This window comes from Bradyrhizobium sp. BTAi1, from assembly GCF_000015165.1.
Taxonomy (GTDB): Bacteria; Pseudomonadota; Alphaproteobacteria; order Rhizobiales; family Xanthobacteraceae; genus Bradyrhizobium; species Bradyrhizobium denitrificans.
The window spans coordinates 5,710,027-5,726,806 of sequence record NC_009485.1; the positions used below are offsets into that span (position 1 = coordinate 5,710,027).

A 16,780-nucleotide genomic window follows, 5' to 3' on the forward strand; every position below is an offset into this window, starting at 1 on the left:
CGAATCGACGGTCATCGCGGATGCCCCGAGAGCGTGCGCCGCAGTCCCATCACATAGCTGATGATCTCCGCGACCGCGTGATAATGTTCCACCGGGATCTCGGCATCGATCTCAACGGTGGCATACAGCGCGCGCGCCAGCGGAACATTCTCGACGATCGGGATGTCGTGCGCCTTGGCGATCTCCCGGATCTTGAAGGCGATATTGTCGACGCCCTTGGCGACGCAGACCGGCGCCGACATGCCGCGCTCATAGGCCAGTGCGACTGAATAGTGGGTCGGGTTGGTGATGATCACGGAGGCCTTGGGAACCGCCGCCATCATGCGCTTCTTCATGCGCTGCTGGCGAATCTGGCGGATGCGCCCCTTGACGTGCGGATCGCCTTCCGACTGCTTGAACTCCTCCTTCATCTCCTGCACCGACATCTTCTGGCGCTCGTACCATTGCCGGTACTGGAACAGGTAGTCGCCGATCGCGACCAGCGCGAGCAGCGCGACCACCGAGCCCATCAGATGCTTGGTCAGCGAGATCGTGACGCCGAGCAATTCGCTGACGTCCATATGCAGCAGCGATTCGAGGCGCAGCCGCTCCGGCCACAGGATCATGACCATGACCGTGCCGAGCAGGACGAGCTTGAAGATGCCCTTGGCGAAATTGGCCGCGGCCTGCTTGCCGAACAGCCGCTTGGCCCCGGCCAGCGGCGAGATCTTGCCGAAGTTCGGCTTCAGCGGCTCGCCGGACCAGACCAGGCGATGCTGCATCATGTTGCCTGCGATCGCCGCCAGCATCACCATCAGGATCGGCACGCCGATGGCCGCGATCACCGCGAAGGACAGGCTGCGCGCCAGCGCCAGCAGGCCCGCACCGTCGGTATGGATCATCCATGAATTGGCGATGAGGTTGCGCATCGGCACCAGCACCGCGGTGCCGATCGAGCCGGAGAAGGTCGACATCACCAAGGTCGCGGCGGCGATCACGAACCAGGTGTTCAGCTCCTGGCTCTTGACGACATCGCCGCGCTCGAGCGCCTGGTCGAGGCGTTTTTGCGTCGGGTCTTCTGTTTTGTCCTCGGAATCGTCCTCATCGGCCATCGGTCAGGCACTCCTCACCGCGGCATCATCTCGTGAATGACGCCTTCGAAATAGCCGAGAAACGTGCCCATCATCGCGGCCAGAACCAGACCGAAGATGAGGAATCCGATCAGAATCGAGAGCGGCGCGCCGACGAAATAGACCTGCATCTGCGGCATCAGCCGCGCCAGCACCCCGAGCCCGATATTGAAGACGAGGCCGAACACCAGGAACGGCGCCGACAGTTGCAGCCCGATCTTGAAGGCGGCGGCGAACGCCCGGGTCGCCAGCGAGGCGACGTCGCCGCTCGGGATGACCTCCCCCGGCGCGAAGATCTTGTAGCTGTCGCTGAGCGCCGCGATCACCAGGTGATGGCTGTCGGTCGAGAACAGCAGCGTCACGCCCAGCATGGTGAGGAAGTTGCCGATCAGCACGCCCTGCTGACCCTGCGTCGGATCGACCGCGGTGACGAAGCCCAGCCCCATCTGCTGCGCGATCACGGAGCCGGCGACCTGCAGCGCCGACAGCGTCACCCGCGCGGTCGCGCCGAGCACGATCCCGATCACGATCTCGTGCACCATCATCACCAGCAGCGGTGACAGGGCCTGCAGGTCGACCTGATAGGCTTGGCGATGCAGCGGCAGCACGATCATCGTGAGCAGCAGCGCGGTCGCCAGCTTGATGCGGACCGGGATATTGACCTCGCCCAGCCCCGGCAGGAGCATCACCATCGCGCCGATGCGGGCGAAGGCGAGCATGAACACGGCCGCCAGGGTCGGAAGAAACGAGATGTCGATACGCATCGTCGGCCGCCCCGGCCCGGACCGCCGCAGGATGCTGCGGCTCGCCGGTCTGCGAAGAAATCGCCTGCGACGAGGCGACCAGAGAGGCGCCGAGCACAACGGCCGCTCGCGCCCGATCGAAAGCAGCAGCGCCCCCCGCGCCGCGCGTCACGACCGGTCGCAGCGCCCTTGCAAGGGACAGCTCTGCCGCGCCGCACATTGCCTCATCCGCCGATGATTCGCGACGAGATCCGCATCATGTGCGAATGCAGCGCATCGGCCATGAACGGCAGGGCCAGCAGCAGCGTCACGAAGATCGCGATGATCTTCGGCACGAACACCAGCGTCTGCTCCTGGATCTGCGTCAGCGCCTGGAACAGCGACACGACCACGCCCACCACGAGTCCGACCACCATCAGCGGCGACGACACCAGCACGATGGTCCAGATCGCATCGCGCGCCACGTCGAGCGTTTCAGCCCCGGTCATGTCCCAACCGCCCCTCATCGTCAGCGGGCGCTTTGGCGCCCTCGGATTGCGTGGGGCTCCGGCACATCCGGCCCCTCCGTGTCATGTCAACTGATAGAACGTGACGCGCCCCCTCGCGCGCCATCGGCCTGCACGATCCGAGCGAGCTCAGATCGTCATCTTCATCACGTCTTCATAGGCCTGGATCACGCGGTCGCGCACCGAGACCAGGGTCGACACCGCGACGTCGGTCTCGGCGACCGCCGTGACGACATCCATCACATTCGCCTTGCCCGCCGCCATCGCGACGGCCTGGCTGTCGGACTTGCGGCCGGTTTCCATGACGCTGCCGATCGCATCCTTCAGCACCGCGCTGAACGACGGACCGCCCTTGTCGGCGCCATTGCCATTGCCCAGCACATCGCGCACGCGTGCAAGGCTGCCGAAGGCATTGCTCGAACCGCCGGTGTCCAGCACGCGGGCGGAATTTGCATAGGCGTTCGCTGCGGAAATTGGGGAGGCCATGACGTTCGTTCCTATCCTAGGTCTTGAGAATGTCGAGCGTGCGTTGGATCATCCGGCGCGTGGCACCGATGATGTTCAAATTCGCTTCGTAGGACCGCTGTGCGTCGCGCATGTCGGTCATTTCAACGAGCGGATTGACGTTCGGGTACTTGACATTGCCGGACGCATCCGCGGCCGGGTTACTCGGATCGTATTTGACGCGGAACGAAGACTGATCAGGGACGACTTTGCCAAGAGTGACCACCTTGGCATCCAGCGCCCGGTCGAGCGCCGAAGAGAATGTCGGGACCTTGCGGCGATACGGGTCGCCACCGGCTTTGGCGGCTGTCGAATCGGCATTGGCGATGTTTTCGGAAATCACGCGCATCCTCCCCGCCTGCGCGCGCAGGCCGGAGGTTGCGATGCTCATCGAGCGTACAAAGTCGCTGGTGTCATTGGCCATGCGAGTCGGTCTCCATCCTCAATCGGGCTCAGCCCTTGCCTATCGCCGTCTTCAGCAGACGCAGGCTCTTGCCGTAGAGCGAGGTCGCAGCGGCATAGTCCATCTGGTTGGCGGAGACCTTCAGCATCTCCTCTTCGAGGCTGACCGCATTGCCGGCCGGCCGCGTCAGGAATCCGACCTTGCGGTTCTGGTCGAAGCTTGCGCTCTCGCCCGACGCCGGCGCGATATGCGCCGTGCTGGTGCGCGCCAGCGAGAGCGGCGCGAAGCCGCCGACGGCCTGCCCGGTTGCATCGAATTTCGGTTCAACCAGGTCCTTCGGCTTGAAGTTCGGCGTATCGGAATTCGACACGTTCTCGGCCAGCACGCGCTGGCGCTCCTGGTGCCATTGCATCTTGGTACGCAACGCCGACAGCACGGGCAGATCGTTGATGGACATGGCGCTGCTCAGTTCTGTCCGACTATCGGACGGATTCGGTAGGTAGAAATTGCCGTGCATATGGTTAACGAACAGTTAAAAAGCGGTGCGCTGCACCCCGGGAGAAACCCGGGTTTTTGACGCTTTCTTAGGAATCTGCAGGGCTCGCCGCCGAGCTATGCATCAAATCGGGACGGCAGCCCCGGCCAAGAAGTCGTTTTGGCCCCGCCGATTCATGGGCTATTAAGATGTCGGGCGGCAGTTCCTGCCGTCATGCGTTAACAGGTGGTTCCGGTTCTGAAGCTCCGTTCGCTGCCGGCGATGCGTTGGACAGACGAGAGACTTCGAAAGGACGCGGTATTTGCCGGGGACAGAGATGCAGGCGCTGACGTTCTTTTTTGCATTCGTAGCCGTGCTGGCGCTGATCGGCCTGGCCGCTTGGCTGGTTCGTCGATTCGCCGGGAATCGCCTGGGAACCAACCCGAATCGCGGCCGGATGCCCCGTCTCGCCGTGATCGACGCCGCCGCTGTGGATGGCCGCCGCCGCCTAGTGCTGGTGCGCCGTGATAACATAGAGCATCTTCTGATGATCGGCGGACCGACCGACATCGTGGTCGAATCGAACATTGTGCGTGCGATGCCGGCGCGGGAGCAGCTGCCGCAGCGCCCTGGCCTCAGCGCCGAGCCGCAGGCCGCGCGGATCGCTCCGCTCCCGGAGCCCGCTCCATGGCCCGATGCTGAGCCGAAGAGCGAGCCGGTCGAGTTGCCCGAGCCGCAGATGCCGGAGCTGCCGCCGCGCCCGGCCCGGCCATCCTTCATCGACGAGGTCCGCCGCACCGCCCCGGCCGCGGCCGAACGGCGCGAGCCGGCGGCGTTTGCGCCGGAGCCGCCGCCACTCGCCCGTCGCGGCGAGCCGCGGGCGGAGCCACGCCCTGAGCCGCGTTCGGAGGAGACGCGCGTTGAGCCGCGTCCCGAGCGTCTGCCGCGCAGTGAGGCGCCGCGTGAGCCGTTGATCCCGCGTCCGCTGCGGCCGGCCGAGTCGCCGCAGCAGAGCGAGGCAGCACGTCAGCCGGAGGCACCGGCGAAGCTACCGCCGCTTCGGCGTCCGATGCGGCCCGAGCCGCCCGCAGCGCCGCCGGCCCCGGCTCCCGCCCCGGTCGCCCAGATGCCCGCCGCACCTCCGCCGCCCCCGCCAGCGCCGCCACCGTCGCAGCAGAGCGCCGAAGCCAACCTCGCGGAGATGGCACAACGTCTCGAGGCCGCTTTGCGGCGTCCCTCCGCCGATGCACCGGCCGCGCCGGCCGAAGGCACGCCGCTGCGCCAGGCGGCGCGCGCCGAGCCGGCGCCGACACCGCCGGCCAAGACGAGCTTTGAGAATCTGGAAGACGAGATGGCCTCGCTGCTCGGCCGTCCGAAGTCGTCTCAGTGAGAGGCGGCTTCGCCCCGCGTAGAGTTCTTTTCATTGCTGTCCTGATGGCCGCCGGCGCACTGGCGGGGAGCGCGGCTGCGCAGGACATCAGCATCAATCTTGGGCCGGGCAATGGCGGCGTGACTGAACGCGCGGTCCAGCTGATCGCGCTGCTCACGGTGCTGTCGATCGCACCGTCGATCCTGATCATGATGACGTCGTTCACGCGCATCGTCGTGGTGCTATCGCTGCTGCGCACCGCGATGGGGACCGCGACGGCGCCGCCGAACGCGGTGATCATCGCGCTTGCGATGTTCCTGACCGCCTTCGTCATGGGACCGGTGCTGCAGAAATCCTATGACGACGGCGTCCGGCCGCTGATCGAGAACCAGATCGGCGTCGAGGACGCGCTGCAGCGCGCCTCGGTGCCGCTGCGCGGCTTCATGCAGAAGAACGTGCGCGAGAAGGACCTCAAGCTGTTCATGGATCTCTCGGGCGAGGCGCCGCCGGCGACGCCCGACGAGCTGTCGCTGCGCATCCTGGTGCCCGCCTTCATGATCTCGGAGCTCAAACGCGCCTTCGAGATCGGCTTCCTGTTATTCCTGCCGTTCCTGATCATCGACCTCGTGGTCGCCTCCGTGCTGATGTCGATGGGCATGATGATGCTGCCGCCGGTGGTGGTGTCACTGCCGTTCAAGCTGATCTTCTTCGTGCTGGTGGACGGCTGGTCGCTGGTGGCCGGGAGCCTGGTGCAGAGCTACGGCGGGTAGACCGCGGCGCGCCGCTATCGTCGCCCCCCAGGATCGCGTAGCCTATCCCGACACCTCCGGGAGGCCTACATGCGCGTTCTCGTCAATGGCGTCAGGCTATACTTCGACGTCGAGGGGGCCGCGCTCGTCCCCGACGGTCCGGCGATGCGGCAGAAGCCGACGGTGCTGCTGCTGCATGGCGGCCCCGGATTCGACCACACCAGCTACAAGCCCGCCTACTCCGCGCTCACCGACATTGCCCAGCTCGTCTATCTCGACCACCGCGGCAACGGCCGCAGCGAGGACGGGCCGCAGGAGCTCTGGACGCTCGCCCAATGGGGCGACGACGTCAAAGCGTTCTGCGACATCGTCGGCATCGTCGATCCGATCGTGCTCGGCGTCTCGTTCGGCGGCTTCGTCGCGATGTCCTATGCGACCCGGCATCCGGAGCACCCGGCCAAGCTGATCCTGATCTCGACCGAGGCCAAGGGCCAGTCCTACCTCGAACAGCGCGTGGCGCTGTTCGAGAGTTTGGGCGGACCGGAGGTCGGCGCGCTGGCGCGGCGCCGCTTCCTCGAAACGGGCGGACACAAGGATCAGGCGTCGGTCGAGGCGTGGCAGCGCCTCGCGCTGCCGCTTTACACCCGCAAGGGGCACGATCCCGACATGATGGCCCGCGCCCTGCGCCGGCCCGCGGTGCTGCAATGGTTCACCCGGCCGGGCGGCGAGGTGACGTCGTTCGACCTCGTGCCCGATCTTCATCGCATCAGCTGCCCGACGCTGGTGATGGGCGGGGAGGACGATCCGATGACGCCGATCGCGTGCCAGGTCGACATCGCCGCCGCGCTGCGTCCCGACCTCGTGCGCTTCGAACGCTTCGCCGATTGCGGACATGGCGTCGTGTCCGATCAGCCGGAGCGCGCATTCGCCGTGATCCGCGACTTCATCCTTGGCACTCACGGCTGAGCGGCTCCGGTCGAGACCGACGCGCCGCGCCTCCATTTCTGCGTCACAATTTCTGCATCACAACCACCCGCGGTCAGCACGCCTTCATTGAATCAGCAGCGCGTCGCATCGCTGAGCGTGAAAGCTCGGCATTCCCCCCACAAAAGAAAAAGTCTCCGGACTGGGAGGCCGGAGACGAAGGTGAGTGGTTCGGAAAGATGATGCGAAGACACTAGCTGGTCGTACGGCGATCGTGAAGCCAGAAATTGGAGACGAAAACGGCGGAGTTATTACATCTCATGATCGGGAATTTTTCCTAACAATTCAGGGAGGCTCGGACATGACGCGCGATGTCCGCAACTACACGATCAACAAATAGTCTCAGCGCGCAACTTCAGCCTTGCATCGGGCGTGTCGTTCTTGACGCAGACTTTGATCGCCCTCTACGATCATCGCAGGATCCGCGAGAGATCCACGGAGGAACGATATGGAAGTGACGAAGTGCCCGCGTCCGGCCTGGATTCATGCTGCCTGGAGCACGGCAGCGGCCTTATGTGTCGCTGTGACGATGCCGGCAGACCACGCGACTGCGGAGGAGTTGTCGGCCGATCGCATCAAGGCAGCGATCTCCGCCGTCGACAGCACCATGATCAAGGCCAATACCGCGACATCGAAGGACTGGCCGACGATCGGCCTCGATTATGCCGAGACGCGCTTCAGCAGGCTCGACAAGATCAACACCGACAACGTCAAGGATCTGGGGCTCGCGTGGAGCTACAATCTCGACTCCGAGCGCGGCGTCGAAGCCACGCCGGTCGTCGTCGACGGCATCATGTATCAAACCGCCTCGTGGAGCGTCGTCCATGCGATCGATGCCCGCACCGGCAAGAAGATCTGGACCTTCGATCCCGGCGTGAAACGCGAGCTGGGCTACAAAGGATGCTGCGACGTCGTCAATCGCGGCGTCGCGGTCTACAAGGGCAAAGTGTTCGTCGGCGCCTATGACGGCCGACTGATCGCGCTCGATGCTGCGACCGGTCAGAAGGTCTGGGAGAAGGACACGCTGATCGACCACGAGCATTCCTACACCATCACCGGCGCGCCGCGCGCCTTCAACGGCAAGGTCGTGATCGGCCAGGGCGGCGCGGAATATGGCGCGCGGGGCTACATCACCGCCTATGACTCCGAGACCGGCAATCAGCTATGGCGCTGGTTCACCATCCCCGGCGATCCATCGAAGCCGTTCGAGGACGAGTCGATGGCGACGGCCGCCAAGACCTGGGATCCGTCGACCAAATATTGGATCAATGGTGGCGGCGGCACGCCGTGGGACACGATCACCTACGACCCCGACCTCAATATGGTCTATCTCGGCACCGGCAACGGCGCGCCGTGGAATCGCAAGATCCGCAGCCCGTCCGGCGGCGACAATCTCTACCTCGCCTCGATCGTCGCGCTGAATGCCGACACCGGCAAATATGTCTGGCACTATCAGGAGACGCCCGGCGATCACTGGGACTACACCTCGACCCAGCCGATGATCCTCGCCGACATCACCATCGACGGCACCCCGCGCAAGGTGATCCTGCACGCGCCGAAGAACGGCTTCTTCTTCGTGATCGACCGCACCAATGGCAAGTTCATCTCGGCCAAGAACTTCGTCGATGTGAACTGGGCCACCGGCTATGACGCCAATGGCCGTCCGATCGAAGTGCCCGCCGCGCGCGGCGATGATCCCTACGACTCCGTTCCCGGCCCCTACGGGGCCCACAACTGGCACCCGATGTCGTTCAATCCGCAGACGGGGCTGGTGTATCTCCCGGCGCAGAACATTCCGGTCAACCTCACACCGGAGAAGAGCTTCGTGAACAATGCGCCGACGCCGGGCAAGTTCGGCGGGGTCACGGCGTGGAATCTCGGCTTCATGCTGAACGCGACGCCGCCGAAGGCCCCGGCGTTCGGACGCCTACTGGCCTGGGATCCGGTGCAGCAGAAGGAAGTCTGGCGCATTGAGCACGTCTCGCCTTGGAATGGCGGCACGTTGACGACGGCTGGCAATCTGGTTTTCCAGGGCACCGCCGATGGCCGCTTCGTGGCCTATGATGCGCGGAACGGCAAGATGCTGTGGGAGACGCCCACCGGCACCGGCGTCGTCGCGGCCCCCTCGACCTACATGATCGACGGGGTGCAATATGTCTCGATCGCCGTCGGCTGGGGCGGTGTCTACGGGCTGGCGCAGCGCGCCACCGAACTGCGGACTCCGGGCACGGTCTACACCTTTGCCGTCGGCGCCAAGGCCAAGCTGCCGGAGTTCGTGAAGTACCAGACCGAGGGACTGCTGCAGGGCGTGAAATATGATCCCAAGGACGTGCCCGAGGGCACCGCGCTTTACATCGCCGCCTGCGCCACCTGCCACGGCGTGCCCGGCGTGGACAAGGGCGGCAACATCCGCAATCTCGGCTACGTGCCGGCCGAAGAGATCACCAAGCTGAAGGACATCGTCTTCAACGGACCGTTCCGCGAGCGCGGCATGCCCGACTTCACCGACAAGCTCAAGGAGGAGGACGTGGTGAAGATCCAAGCCTTCATCCAGGCCACGGCCGACGCCATCCGGCCGAAGAAGTAGCTCTCCATGCCTGGCCTGGTCCACCGCACCGGGGCGCCCGCGCCCTGGTCATGCGGCCCCCGGCCCCAGCTGCGAGCAGCTGCTTCGCCTCAGCCTGCGACGTCGTACTGCTTGCTCAGCTGATCGCCGATCTTCACCAGCATCGCGACGCTCTCGGGATAGCCCGGCAGCGTCGCCGTGCCCGGGTCGGCCTTGGCGCGGAACTCCCATTTGGTGCCCCAGCGCAGCACCGAGATCGCCATGCCGGCGGGACAATCGACCCGCGCCTTCAGCTCCTCCTTGGCCATCGCGATGAGCTCGGCTTCGGTCTTGGTCGGCTTGGTCATCTGATCATGTCCTCCCGCCCGTGCGCCATGCGTCGACCTCAACGGCCGACGATCGCCTGCTTGACGCCCTTGATGCGCGGCAGGCTCCCGGTGGTCTCCGGCTCGACCTTGGCGGCATCCTTGCCGCCTTCCGGCGACGACTTGCCGGTCGCGTCGGGGAAGCGCGCCTTCATATCGCGCAGGAAGCCGTCCAACGTATCGACGCTCGCCGCCATCTTGGCGATCTGGGCGAACTCGGCGCTGGATCCGCTCGCCGGCTTGCTGGCGACGTCGAAGGCGAGCTTGTCGGCCTCGCCGGTCATCAGCGGCGCATATTTCTCGCGGAAGCGAGCCAGGCCGATGGCGTCGTCAGCCAGCGCATAGCCGACGACGGCGCGCAGGATGTCGCCGCGCTCGGCCGGATTGAGCGGGCGGAAATCGCGCCAGCGGTCCCCGTAATAGAGCTCGATCTGCTCGGAAGCCTCGCGCCAGCGCCGCGACGCCCAGTAGATGTCGGAGCGCAGCCGGATCGCCTCGCGACCGATCACGTTGGTGATGATGTCGAGGGCGAGATCATGACGGCCGATGTCGCTGTTGGCGCGTGCCTCCAGCAGCAGCCGCTGCTGGCGCAGTTCGCCCGAGAGATCGGCAATGCGGGTCGTGCGCAGCGCCTCGATGGCGCGATCCGGCTTGCGATTGGTCAGATAGACCATGGCGAGGCGCGCCGCCACCTGGGCCCGCGCCGCGCCTTCGAGACGGCGATCGACCTGGTACTGCAGCAGCTCGGCGGCCTGATCGAGCAGATCGATGCCGACCAGGCGATCGGCCAGCTTGCGGATCATCTCGTCGCCGCGCCGGCCGATCGGGGTCAGCTCGCGAAAGCCGTAGAAGATGCTGAGCGCGTCGACCGGCGGCAGGTCATCGGCCTTGCCGCTGAGGAACAGCTGCGAGAACAGCCGTGATGCATTGTCCTGGGCCTGGCGCGCCATGTCCGAATTCGGCATCAGGCGGGTCGCCATGCGCGCGGCTTCGAGCGAGTCGGCATAGCGGCCGGCCTCCTCATAGAGCTGCGACATCATCTGCAAGGCCTGCACCTCGACCACGTCGCCGCGCCAGATCGCCTGCAGCGTCTCCAGCTCCTTCAGCGCATCGGCCGGCTTGATCTCACCGCGCTTCTGCAGCAGCTTGATCTCCAGGAGCTTGGCTTCGGCCGCGGCCATCCGGTCGCTGGAATTGATCGCGGCGCGATACTCGTCGAGCGCATCCTTCTCCTGCGCCATGGCCTCGGCCAGCCGGCCGCGCAGCACGGCCACGTCCGGCTTCATGTCGGGCGACACGCCGGTCACGTCGAGCTCGGCCCGCCGCTTGGCAGCACCGGCGAAATCCTTGATCTCGAGCGCCGACTTCATCGCATCCGCGATCACGATGCGCTGCAGATCGAGCGGCAGCGAGGCGATGGCGAACTCGACATTCTTCAGCTTCTCGCGGGCGTCGGCAAACTTGCCCTGCCGCGCATAAGCGAGGCCCTTCCACATCTGCGAGTCGAAATTGTTGCCGATCGAGGACGTCGCGAGATCCTTCAGGCCCTGATCGGGCCGCCCCATCAGGATGCTGGCGACCGCATGGATCATCAGCATCGCGGTCTCGTCGGTGCGCGGATCACCGTCCGAGATCATCAGGTTGGTGACGCCGCGCGCCTCTGGATACATCGCCCGCGCCATGTAGAAGCGCGCCAGCGCGAGCCGCGCCTGGGCGCGCCGCTCCGGCTCCGCATCGGCGGCGGCCTTGATCAGCGCGTCCTGGCGCGCCAGGAAAGGCTGGTTCTGGTTGCGCTGCCACTCGTCGATGTCGAACATCGGCCGTACGGCGGTCGGCGCGCGCTCCGGCGAGAAGCCGATCGAGGACAAAGTCAGGCCGCCGGGACGGCCAAGGATCACCTTGTCGGGCGCGATCTCGACAGCGACATCCTCCGAATTCGGGCGCACCGCGATGCCGTGAATGGAATCGAGCAGCGACAGGTCGACGAAATCCTGGCGCTTGATGAAGCCGCGGATCGGCGGTGGCGCGGTCACCACCAGCAGCGTGTCACCGGCATCGGGATCGGTCAGCCGGTGCAGCAACCCTGCCCCGGGATTGGCGAGCGGCACCATGACATTGGCCAGCGCGGGATCGGTGACATTGCGCATCACCATCAGCGGCTGCTGGTTGCTCTGGCCCTTGTCGGCAAAGGCCAGCGTCCAGCTGCGGCCGCCATCGTCGCTGGACAGCGAATGCATCTGCGGCCGGTTGAGCCTGATCCGGATCGCCTGTCCCTTGTCGAGCGGCATCCGGTTGGCCTCGCCGACGATGGCGCCGCCCTTGGCCTTGATCGGCTCGACATCGACGGGCTTGGTCGAATCGAACACCATCCACACGGTGTCGCCGCGGCGGAACAGCGCCGCCGGCGTGACCTGGCCGAAGCCGAAGGTGAGCCGCAGGCCGTCGCTGTCGCGCAGCGCTTCGAGCGTGGCGGCCCCGTTCGCGGTCGTCTCCACGGGCTTCTCGGCCATCTTCTCGACCGGCTTGGCGGGTTCGGCCTTGGCGATGTCGGGCTTCGCTGCCTCGGACTTTGCCGTCTCGGACTTCGTCGTCTCGGACTTCATCGTCTCGGGCTTGGCAGCCTCAAGCTTCGGCTCGGCCCTGGCGGCTTCGGCCTGCGGCGGCTCGGATTTGGCAGCTTCGGGCCTGGCCGGCTCGGCCTTCTCGGCCATGGCCGGCGCGGCGGCGGTCTCGGTCGCTGGCGTGGCCATGGCCGGCGCGGGCTTGGCCTCGGCCTTCATCTCTTTCGCGATCGTCTCGGAGGTCGGCGGCACGATCTCCGGCAGGGTGGCCTGCTTCGGCTTCTCGCCATTCGGCTTGTCACCATTGGGCTTCTCGGCGGCGGCCGCATTGGCGCCCGGCAGCGTATCGGAGGAGACCGCGGCCACCTTCTTGTCCGGCTGCACATAGGCCACGTCGATATTGTAGTTCTTCTCGTCGCGGAAGGCGTGGACGTCGACCTCGCCGATCATGCCGATCTCGACCACGGTCCTGGTGCCGTCGATGCGCTGATTGATCGCGGCGACGTTCGGCGGCGCCACGATCTTGGCGTCGGCGAGATCGAACGACAGGGGCGCCGTGAAGAACAGCGACAGCTTCTGGTCGTTGAGCACCGAGGAGATGCCGACCCCGTCGGGGATCTCGAACACGAAGCGCACGAAGGTCGGCTGCACCAGCGCGCGCACCCGGATCGGCGGGCGCTTCTTGGATTCCGCCTCTGCGCGCTGCAGCCGCAGCGCACGCTCGGCGGCGCGGGCGCGCTCGGCGAGCTCGCGCACCACCTCGGCCGGCAGCGGCGGCGGCGGGCCGGTCCAGCTGTCCGGCAACAGGTCGATGAAGACGCGCTCGCCCGCGGTCATGGTGTTGACGCGCACCTTGCGCGACAGCGATAGCCGCAACGCCGAGCCGTCCGGGTCGCCACGCGCCGAGGCGATGTAGTCCGGCGCCGCATCCGTCCAGCGATCGATCGGGATATTCGCGGGCCGATCGAACCTGATCAGCAGGATCGATCCGGCCGTGGTCACCTCGGCGCCGACGTCCTCGGCGAATTTCAGCACCAGACGCGCATAGCCGTTCTGGGCCGACAGGCTCGCCTCGCCGGACACCGGCGCCGCGCCGGCCGCAACCGTCGACAGCAGCATTCCGATGATGATGGCCGACGCCAACGCAATGCCGGCGCGCATGCGCGCGCGGACCTGCGACCGCAATCCGATGGGAGTCATGCGCGCCATGGTCACAAGCTTCCAGTTCGTCATCCGTAACGCGACGGATACGCCTGCCCCGCCACGCCGGAAGTCTAGGAGCCGGCGTTTAAGGGCGCATTAAACATGCGGTTCAATTGGTCCTGACCGGCACGATCTTGCCTTCGATCTTCGGCAGTTCGGCGCTGGTGTCGGGCTTGTCCGCGCCCGCCCGGCGCGCCAGCTCCACCGTGAGCCGCTCGGCCGCCTCCGGCGTCATCAGGCCGAGAATGTCGGACATCTTGCGCGGGGCGATCTGGGACGCGATCTCGATCAGCACCGACATGTCGAGCCTGTCAAACACCTTGGCGGCGTCTTTCGGCTTCATGCCCTCATACATCGTGACGATGCTCTTGAAGCGGGCGTTGTCGGCCTCCGTCTTCGCCGCCTGCGCACCGGAAATCCGGCTCTCGATCGCCTTCATCTCCTCGGTCTTGGACTGGATGCGCTGCTCGGCGGCGCGCAACAGGCTCTCGCGGATGTCGATCTCGCGGGCGCGCGCGTCGAGCTCCTGGCGGCGCGACTGCAGCCGCTCGAGGATCGCCTTCTCTGCCGGCGACACCTGCTGCTGATTTTCTTCCGGCTTGATGACGACGCCGTCCGGCTTGGTCGCCGGGGCGGCCGGCTTCGGCGCCTCTTCCTTCTTCTCCTTCGGCTCGCCATGGGTCGAGCCGGTGACGAGGTCATTGTCCTCGCGGCCCGGATAGCCCAGGTTTTCCTGCGCCCAGGACCGCTTGGTCGCCTGCGGATTGTACTCGAAGACGTAGCCGCCATCGATCACGAGGCCGGCCACCTTCAGGACCGCGAGGCAGGCCACCGCAATCAGGACGACGGGAATGACTCGGATGTTACGAAACGCATTCATGCAGCGAGGCCACCGGTCCTTCGACGTTCAGAGAATGCCTGAGCCGCTGCGGCGACCGCCTTGGCGCTGGAGACGCGGACCGGCTCGGCAGTGATCGCCGGCACCGGCGCGGGCGCAGGCTCCGACGCGGCTTCAGGCGCGGTGATCGGCCGCGCGGCGCTGGCGATGCGCGACAGCCGGCGCACGACGCCGTCGCTCTCGGCCAGTTGCTTGCGCAGTTGATCCGACATCTGCGTCGCGGCCGCGAGCTGGTTGCCGAGATTCTCGTTGACGTCGCGTACCGCAAGCTTGAGGCCGCCGATCGCCCGCTCGGCGATCTCGGTCGCGGTGATCAGCTCGGCGATGACCGCCTTGAGCGAATGTTCGTCGGCCTTCAGCCGCTTGAGTCTGGAGTTCAGCAGCATGCAATAGCCGATGGTCAGCACCAGAAGGACCGCCACCAGGCTTTCGATGATCAATCCGAGCGAGTGGTTCATTGGGCCTCCATCAATTTGTTCTGGCCTTCGGCGCCTTCAAACATTGCGAGTGTAGTATTGGGCTTGCGCAAATTCTTGGTGACACGGATCGCGACGCGGTCGCCGACCCGGCCCATGCGTCCCTCCGTCAGCATCGTGCTGCCGCAACGGACCGCGACCAGCGCATCCGGGCGGATGTCGAGCGGCAGGGTGTCGCCGACCTTGAGCCGCATCAATTGCTTCAGGGGCACGTCGGCCTCGTAGAGCACCGCGTCGACGGCGACCTCGGCCTGGGCAATCTCGGTGGCGAAATGGCCTTCCCAGACCGGGTCGCGGCCGAACTTCTCGCCCATGAACATCTGCAACAGCACCGGCCGGATCGGCTCGATCGTCGCATAGGGCAGCAGGAGTTCGATATTGCCGCCGCGATCCTCCATGTCGATCCGCAGCTTCACCAGGATCGCGGCATTGGCGGGCCGGCTGATCGCGGCGAAACGCGGATTGGTCTCCAGACGGTCGATCGTGAAGCGCACCGGCGACAGCGGCCGGAACGCCTGCTCGGCGTCGCTCAGCACCACCTCGATCAGGCGCTTGACCAGATTGGTCTCGATCGTGGTGTAGGGCCGGCCCTCGACGCGCAGCTGGGTATTGCCGCGGCGGCCGCCCAGCAGCACGTCGATGATCGAATAGATCAGGGTCGAGTCGACGGTCGCGAGCCCGAAATTCTCCCACTCCTCCGCCTTGAACACCGACAGCACGGCCGGCAGCGGGATCGAGTTCATGTAGTCGCCGAAGCGCACCGAGGTGATGCGGTCGAGCGAGACCTCGACGTTGTCGGAGGTGAAGTTGCGCAAGGACGTCGTCATCAGCCGCACCAGGCGGTCGAAGACGATTTCGAGCATCGGCAGACGCTCGTAGGAGACCATCGCCGAATCGATGATCGCCCGAATGCCGGAATGGTCGTCGAGATTGACCTCGCCTGCGGTGAAGCCGAGGAGGTTGTCGATCTCCTCCTGCGACAGCACCCGCTCGCCGCCGTTCTTGGTGGCGCCGAAATCGCGGCTGCCGTCCTCGACCATCGCGGCCCATTGCAGGGCCATCGATTCGGTGAGCTCGTTAGCTGCTGCGGCTTCCGCGGCCTCTGCGGGATCCTCCGAATCGAGCGAGGCTTCCCATTGCGCGGCTATCGCATCTTGGTCGACTGGATCGTTGCCTGCCATGATCTTGCGCTTCCGTGCCTTACTGGACCACGATTTCCTTGAACAACACCGCGTTGACCTGGTTGGGCGCCAGCGCGACGTTGACCCGCTTGGTGAGCTCCTCCTTCAGCCGGAACAGGCCCGCCGAGCCATTGAGATCGCTCGGGCGGAGTTCGCGCAGATAGGTCTGGAAGATGTCGGTGACGCGCGGCAGCGTCGGCTTGATATGCTCGACCTGCTTCTCCTCCTTCACCTCGAGCACGATCTTCACTTTTAGATATTGGACGCGGTCGCCGGGATTACCGACGAGGTTGACCAAGAGATCCGGCACTTCGACGAAGGCCGGCGGCTTCGGCGCCGGCGCCGCCTCGGCGTGATGCTCGTCGTTCTTGTGGCTGAAGAAGAAGAAATACGCAGCGCCGCCGATGCCGAGCAGCGCCAGGACACCGACGATCATGATGATCAGCTTGAGCTTGCTCTTCGGCGCGCCGGCTTGTTCTTCGCCTTCGCCTGCTCCGCCTTCATTCTCAGCCATGGCCTTCGGGATCCCCAAGGAAAATCACGGGAAGTCGAACCGATGCCGCCAGAAAGCACAATGACGCGAAACCAACGCTCCCAGCGCATCTGCGCTTCGTTGAGGGAACGCTACGGTAACAATGGTTAACGGAAGCTTTCTTTTGTTGAGGCGGTGGGAAAATCTTGCCGGGCA

Annotated in this window: 16 protein-coding genes; 4 read left to right on the plus strand and 12 right to left on the minus strand. The window is 65.7% G+C overall.

The genetic code is table 11. The features are described 5' to 3' along the window. Nucleotides 1-11: 11 nt before the first annotated feature. The 6 genes from flhB to flgB all read right to left on the minus strand — a co-directional run bounded on the left by flhB (nucleotide 12) and on the right by flgB (nucleotide 3,722). Complete coding sequence (gene flhB / locus BBTA_RS25645) at nucleotides 12-1,091, minus strand: flagellar biosynthesis protein FlhB (RefSeq protein WP_012045416.1); 1,080 nt, start codon at nucleotides 1,089-1,091, stop codon at nucleotides 12-14. A gap of 14 nt (nucleotides 1,092-1,105) precedes the next feature. Continuing rightward, complete coding sequence (gene fliR / locus BBTA_RS25650; protein WP_012045417.1) at nucleotides 1,106-1,873, minus strand: flagellar biosynthetic protein FliR; 768 nt, start codon at nucleotides 1,871-1,873, stop codon at nucleotides 1,106-1,108. Between the two features lie 203 nt (nucleotides 1,874-2,076). Continuing rightward, a complete protein-coding gene (fliQ, locus tag BBTA_RS25655; protein ID WP_008965881.1) occupies nucleotides 2,077-2,340 on the minus strand; it encodes a flagellar biosynthesis protein FliQ in 264 nt (87 codons plus the stop codon). Between the two features lie 147 nt (nucleotides 2,341-2,487). Beyond that, complete coding sequence (gene fliE, locus BBTA_RS25660; RefSeq protein WP_012045418.1) at nucleotides 2,488-2,844, minus strand: flagellar hook-basal body complex protein FliE; 357 nt, start codon at nucleotides 2,842-2,844, stop codon at nucleotides 2,488-2,490. Nucleotides 2,845-2,860: 16 nt separating this feature from the next. Next, nucleotides 2,861-3,286 carry a flagellar basal body rod protein FlgC gene (flgC, locus tag BBTA_RS25665; RefSeq protein WP_012045419.1) on the minus strand — a complete coding sequence of 142 codons (426 nt, stop codon included), beginning with the start codon at nucleotides 3,284-3,286 and terminating at the stop codon, nucleotides 2,861-2,863. Between the two features lie 28 nt (nucleotides 3,287-3,314). Beyond that, nucleotides 3,315-3,722, minus strand: a complete 408-nt coding sequence (gene flgB / locus BBTA_RS25670; RefSeq protein WP_012045420.1) for a flagellar basal body rod protein FlgB — start codon at nucleotides 3,720-3,722, stop codon at nucleotides 3,315-3,317. 355 nt (nucleotides 3,723-4,077) lie between these two features. Between flgB and BBTA_RS25675 the strand changes: the two genes are divergently transcribed. The 4 genes from BBTA_RS25675 (at nucleotide 4,078) to BBTA_RS25690 (ending at nucleotide 9,429) form a co-directional block, all read left to right on the plus strand. Continuing rightward, nucleotides 4,078-5,130 carry a flagellar biosynthetic protein FliO gene (locus BBTA_RS25675; RefSeq protein WP_012045421.1) on the plus strand — a complete coding sequence of 351 codons (1,053 nt, stop codon included), beginning with the start codon at nucleotides 4,078-4,080 and terminating at the stop codon, nucleotides 5,128-5,130. Nucleotides 5,131-5,174: 44 nt separating this feature from the next. Then, a complete protein-coding gene (gene fliP / locus BBTA_RS25680) occupies nucleotides 5,175-5,879 on the plus strand; it encodes a flagellar type III secretion system pore protein FliP (RefSeq protein ID WP_012045422.1) in 705 nt (234 codons plus the stop codon). Nucleotides 5,880-5,948: 69 nt separating this feature from the next. Next, nucleotides 5,949-6,824: an alpha/beta fold hydrolase gene (locus tag BBTA_RS25685; protein WP_012045423.1), complete on the plus strand. Its 876-nt coding sequence runs from the start codon at nucleotides 5,949-5,951 to the stop codon at nucleotides 6,822-6,824. A 466-nt stretch (nucleotides 6,825-7,290) separates the two neighbouring features. Then, entirely contained in the window at nucleotides 7,291-9,429 is a 2,139-nt protein-coding gene (locus tag BBTA_RS25690; protein WP_012045424.1) for a PQQ-dependent dehydrogenase, methanol/ethanol family, read from the plus strand. A gap of 89 nt (nucleotides 9,430-9,518) precedes the next feature. Here the strand turns inward: BBTA_RS25690 and BBTA_RS25695 are convergent, their stop codons facing one another. The 6 genes from BBTA_RS25695 to fliL form a co-directional block, all read right to left on the minus strand. Then, nucleotides 9,519-9,755: a hypothetical protein gene (locus BBTA_RS25695; protein ID WP_012045425.1), complete on the minus strand. Its 237-nt coding sequence runs from the start codon at nucleotides 9,753-9,755 to the stop codon at nucleotides 9,519-9,521. A 38-nt stretch (nucleotides 9,756-9,793) separates the two neighbouring features. Then, nucleotides 9,794-13,543 (minus strand): hypothetical protein, encoded by a 3,750-nt coding sequence (locus BBTA_RS40900; RefSeq protein WP_012045426.1) that lies wholly within the window; start codon nucleotides 13,541-13,543, stop codon nucleotides 9,794-9,796. A gap of 103 nt (nucleotides 13,544-13,646) precedes the next feature. Further along, nucleotides 13,647-14,417, minus strand: a complete 771-nt coding sequence (locus BBTA_RS25705) for a MotE family protein (protein ID WP_012045427.1) — start codon at nucleotides 14,415-14,417, stop codon at nucleotides 13,647-13,649. After that, nucleotides 14,414-14,893 carry a DUF6468 domain-containing protein gene (locus tag BBTA_RS25710; protein ID WP_012045428.1) on the minus strand — a complete coding sequence of 160 codons (480 nt, stop codon included), beginning with the start codon at nucleotides 14,891-14,893 and terminating at the stop codon, nucleotides 14,414-14,416. Before BBTA_RS25710 ends, BBTA_RS25705 begins: the two co-directional genes overlap by 4 nt. After that, nucleotides 14,890-16,092 (minus strand): flagellar motor switch protein FliM, encoded by a 1,203-nt coding sequence (fliM, locus tag BBTA_RS25715; protein WP_012045429.1) that lies wholly within the window; start codon nucleotides 16,090-16,092, stop codon nucleotides 14,890-14,892. The genes BBTA_RS25710 and fliM overlap by 4 nt, the downstream gene beginning before the upstream one ends. Nucleotides 16,093-16,111: 19 nt before the next feature. After that, on the minus strand, nucleotides 16,112-16,606 hold the full coding sequence (gene fliL, locus BBTA_RS25720) for a flagellar basal body-associated protein FliL (protein WP_012045430.1): 495 nt from the start codon (nucleotides 16,604-16,606) through the stop codon (nucleotides 16,112-16,114). Between the last annotated feature and the right edge of the window lie 174 nt (nucleotides 16,607-16,780).

Bases quoted from the DNA above. Each gene is read 5' to 3' on its own strand.
- fliR (WP_012045417.1), bottom strand. From the start codon at position 1,873: ATGCGTATCGACATCTCGTTTCTTCCGACCCTGGCGGCCGTGTTCATG.
- fliQ (WP_008965881.1), bottom strand. From the start codon at position 2,340: ATGACCGGGGCTGAAACGCTCGACGTGGCGCGCGATGCGATCTGGACC.
- flgB (WP_012045420.1), bottom strand. From the start codon at position 3,722: ATGTCCATCAACGATCTGCCCGTGCTGTCGGCGTTGCGTACCAAGATG.
- BBTA_RS25690 (WP_012045424.1), top strand. From the start codon at position 7,291: ATGGAAGTGACGAAGTGCCCGCGTCCGGCCTGGATTCATGCTGCCTGG.
- BBTA_RS25685 (WP_012045423.1), top strand. From the start codon at position 5,949: ATGCGCGTTCTCGTCAATGGCGTCAGGCTATACTTCGACGTCGAGGGG.
- BBTA_RS25675 (WP_012045421.1), top strand. From the start codon at position 4,078: ATGCAGGCGCTGACGTTCTTTTTTGCATTCGTAGCCGTGCTGGCGCTG.
- BBTA_RS25710 (WP_012045428.1), bottom strand. From the start codon at position 14,893: ATGAACCACTCGCTCGGATTGATCATCGAAAGCCTGGTGGCGGTCCTT.
- fliL (WP_012045430.1), bottom strand. From the start codon at position 16,606: ATGGCTGAGAATGAAGGCGGAGCAGGCGAAGGCGAAGAACAAGCCGGC.
- flgC (WP_012045419.1), bottom strand. From the start codon at position 3,286: ATGGCCAATGACACCAGCGACTTTGTACGCTCGATGAGCATCGCAACC.
- BBTA_RS25695 (WP_012045425.1), bottom strand. From the start codon at position 9,755: ATGACCAAGCCGACCAAGACCGAAGCCGAGCTCATCGCGATGGCCAAG.
- fliP (WP_012045422.1), top strand. From the start codon at position 5,175: ATGGCCGCCGGCGCACTGGCGGGGAGCGCGGCTGCGCAGGACATCAGC.
- BBTA_RS25705 (WP_012045427.1), bottom strand. From the start codon at position 14,417: ATGAATGCGTTTCGTAACATCCGAGTCATTCCCGTCGTCCTGATTGCG.
- fliE (WP_012045418.1), bottom strand. From the start codon at position 2,844: ATGGCCTCCCCAATTTCCGCAGCGAACGCCTATGCAAATTCCGCCCGC.
- BBTA_RS40900 (WP_012045426.1), bottom strand. From the start codon at position 13,543: ATGGCGCGCATGACTCCCATCGGATTGCGGTCGCAGGTCCGCGCGCGC.
- flhB (WP_012045416.1), bottom strand. From the start codon at position 1,091: ATGGCCGATGAGGACGATTCCGAGGACAAAACAGAAGACCCGACGCAA.
- fliM (WP_012045429.1), bottom strand. From the start codon at position 16,092: ATGGCAGGCAACGATCCAGTCGACCAAGATGCGATAGCCGCGCAATGG.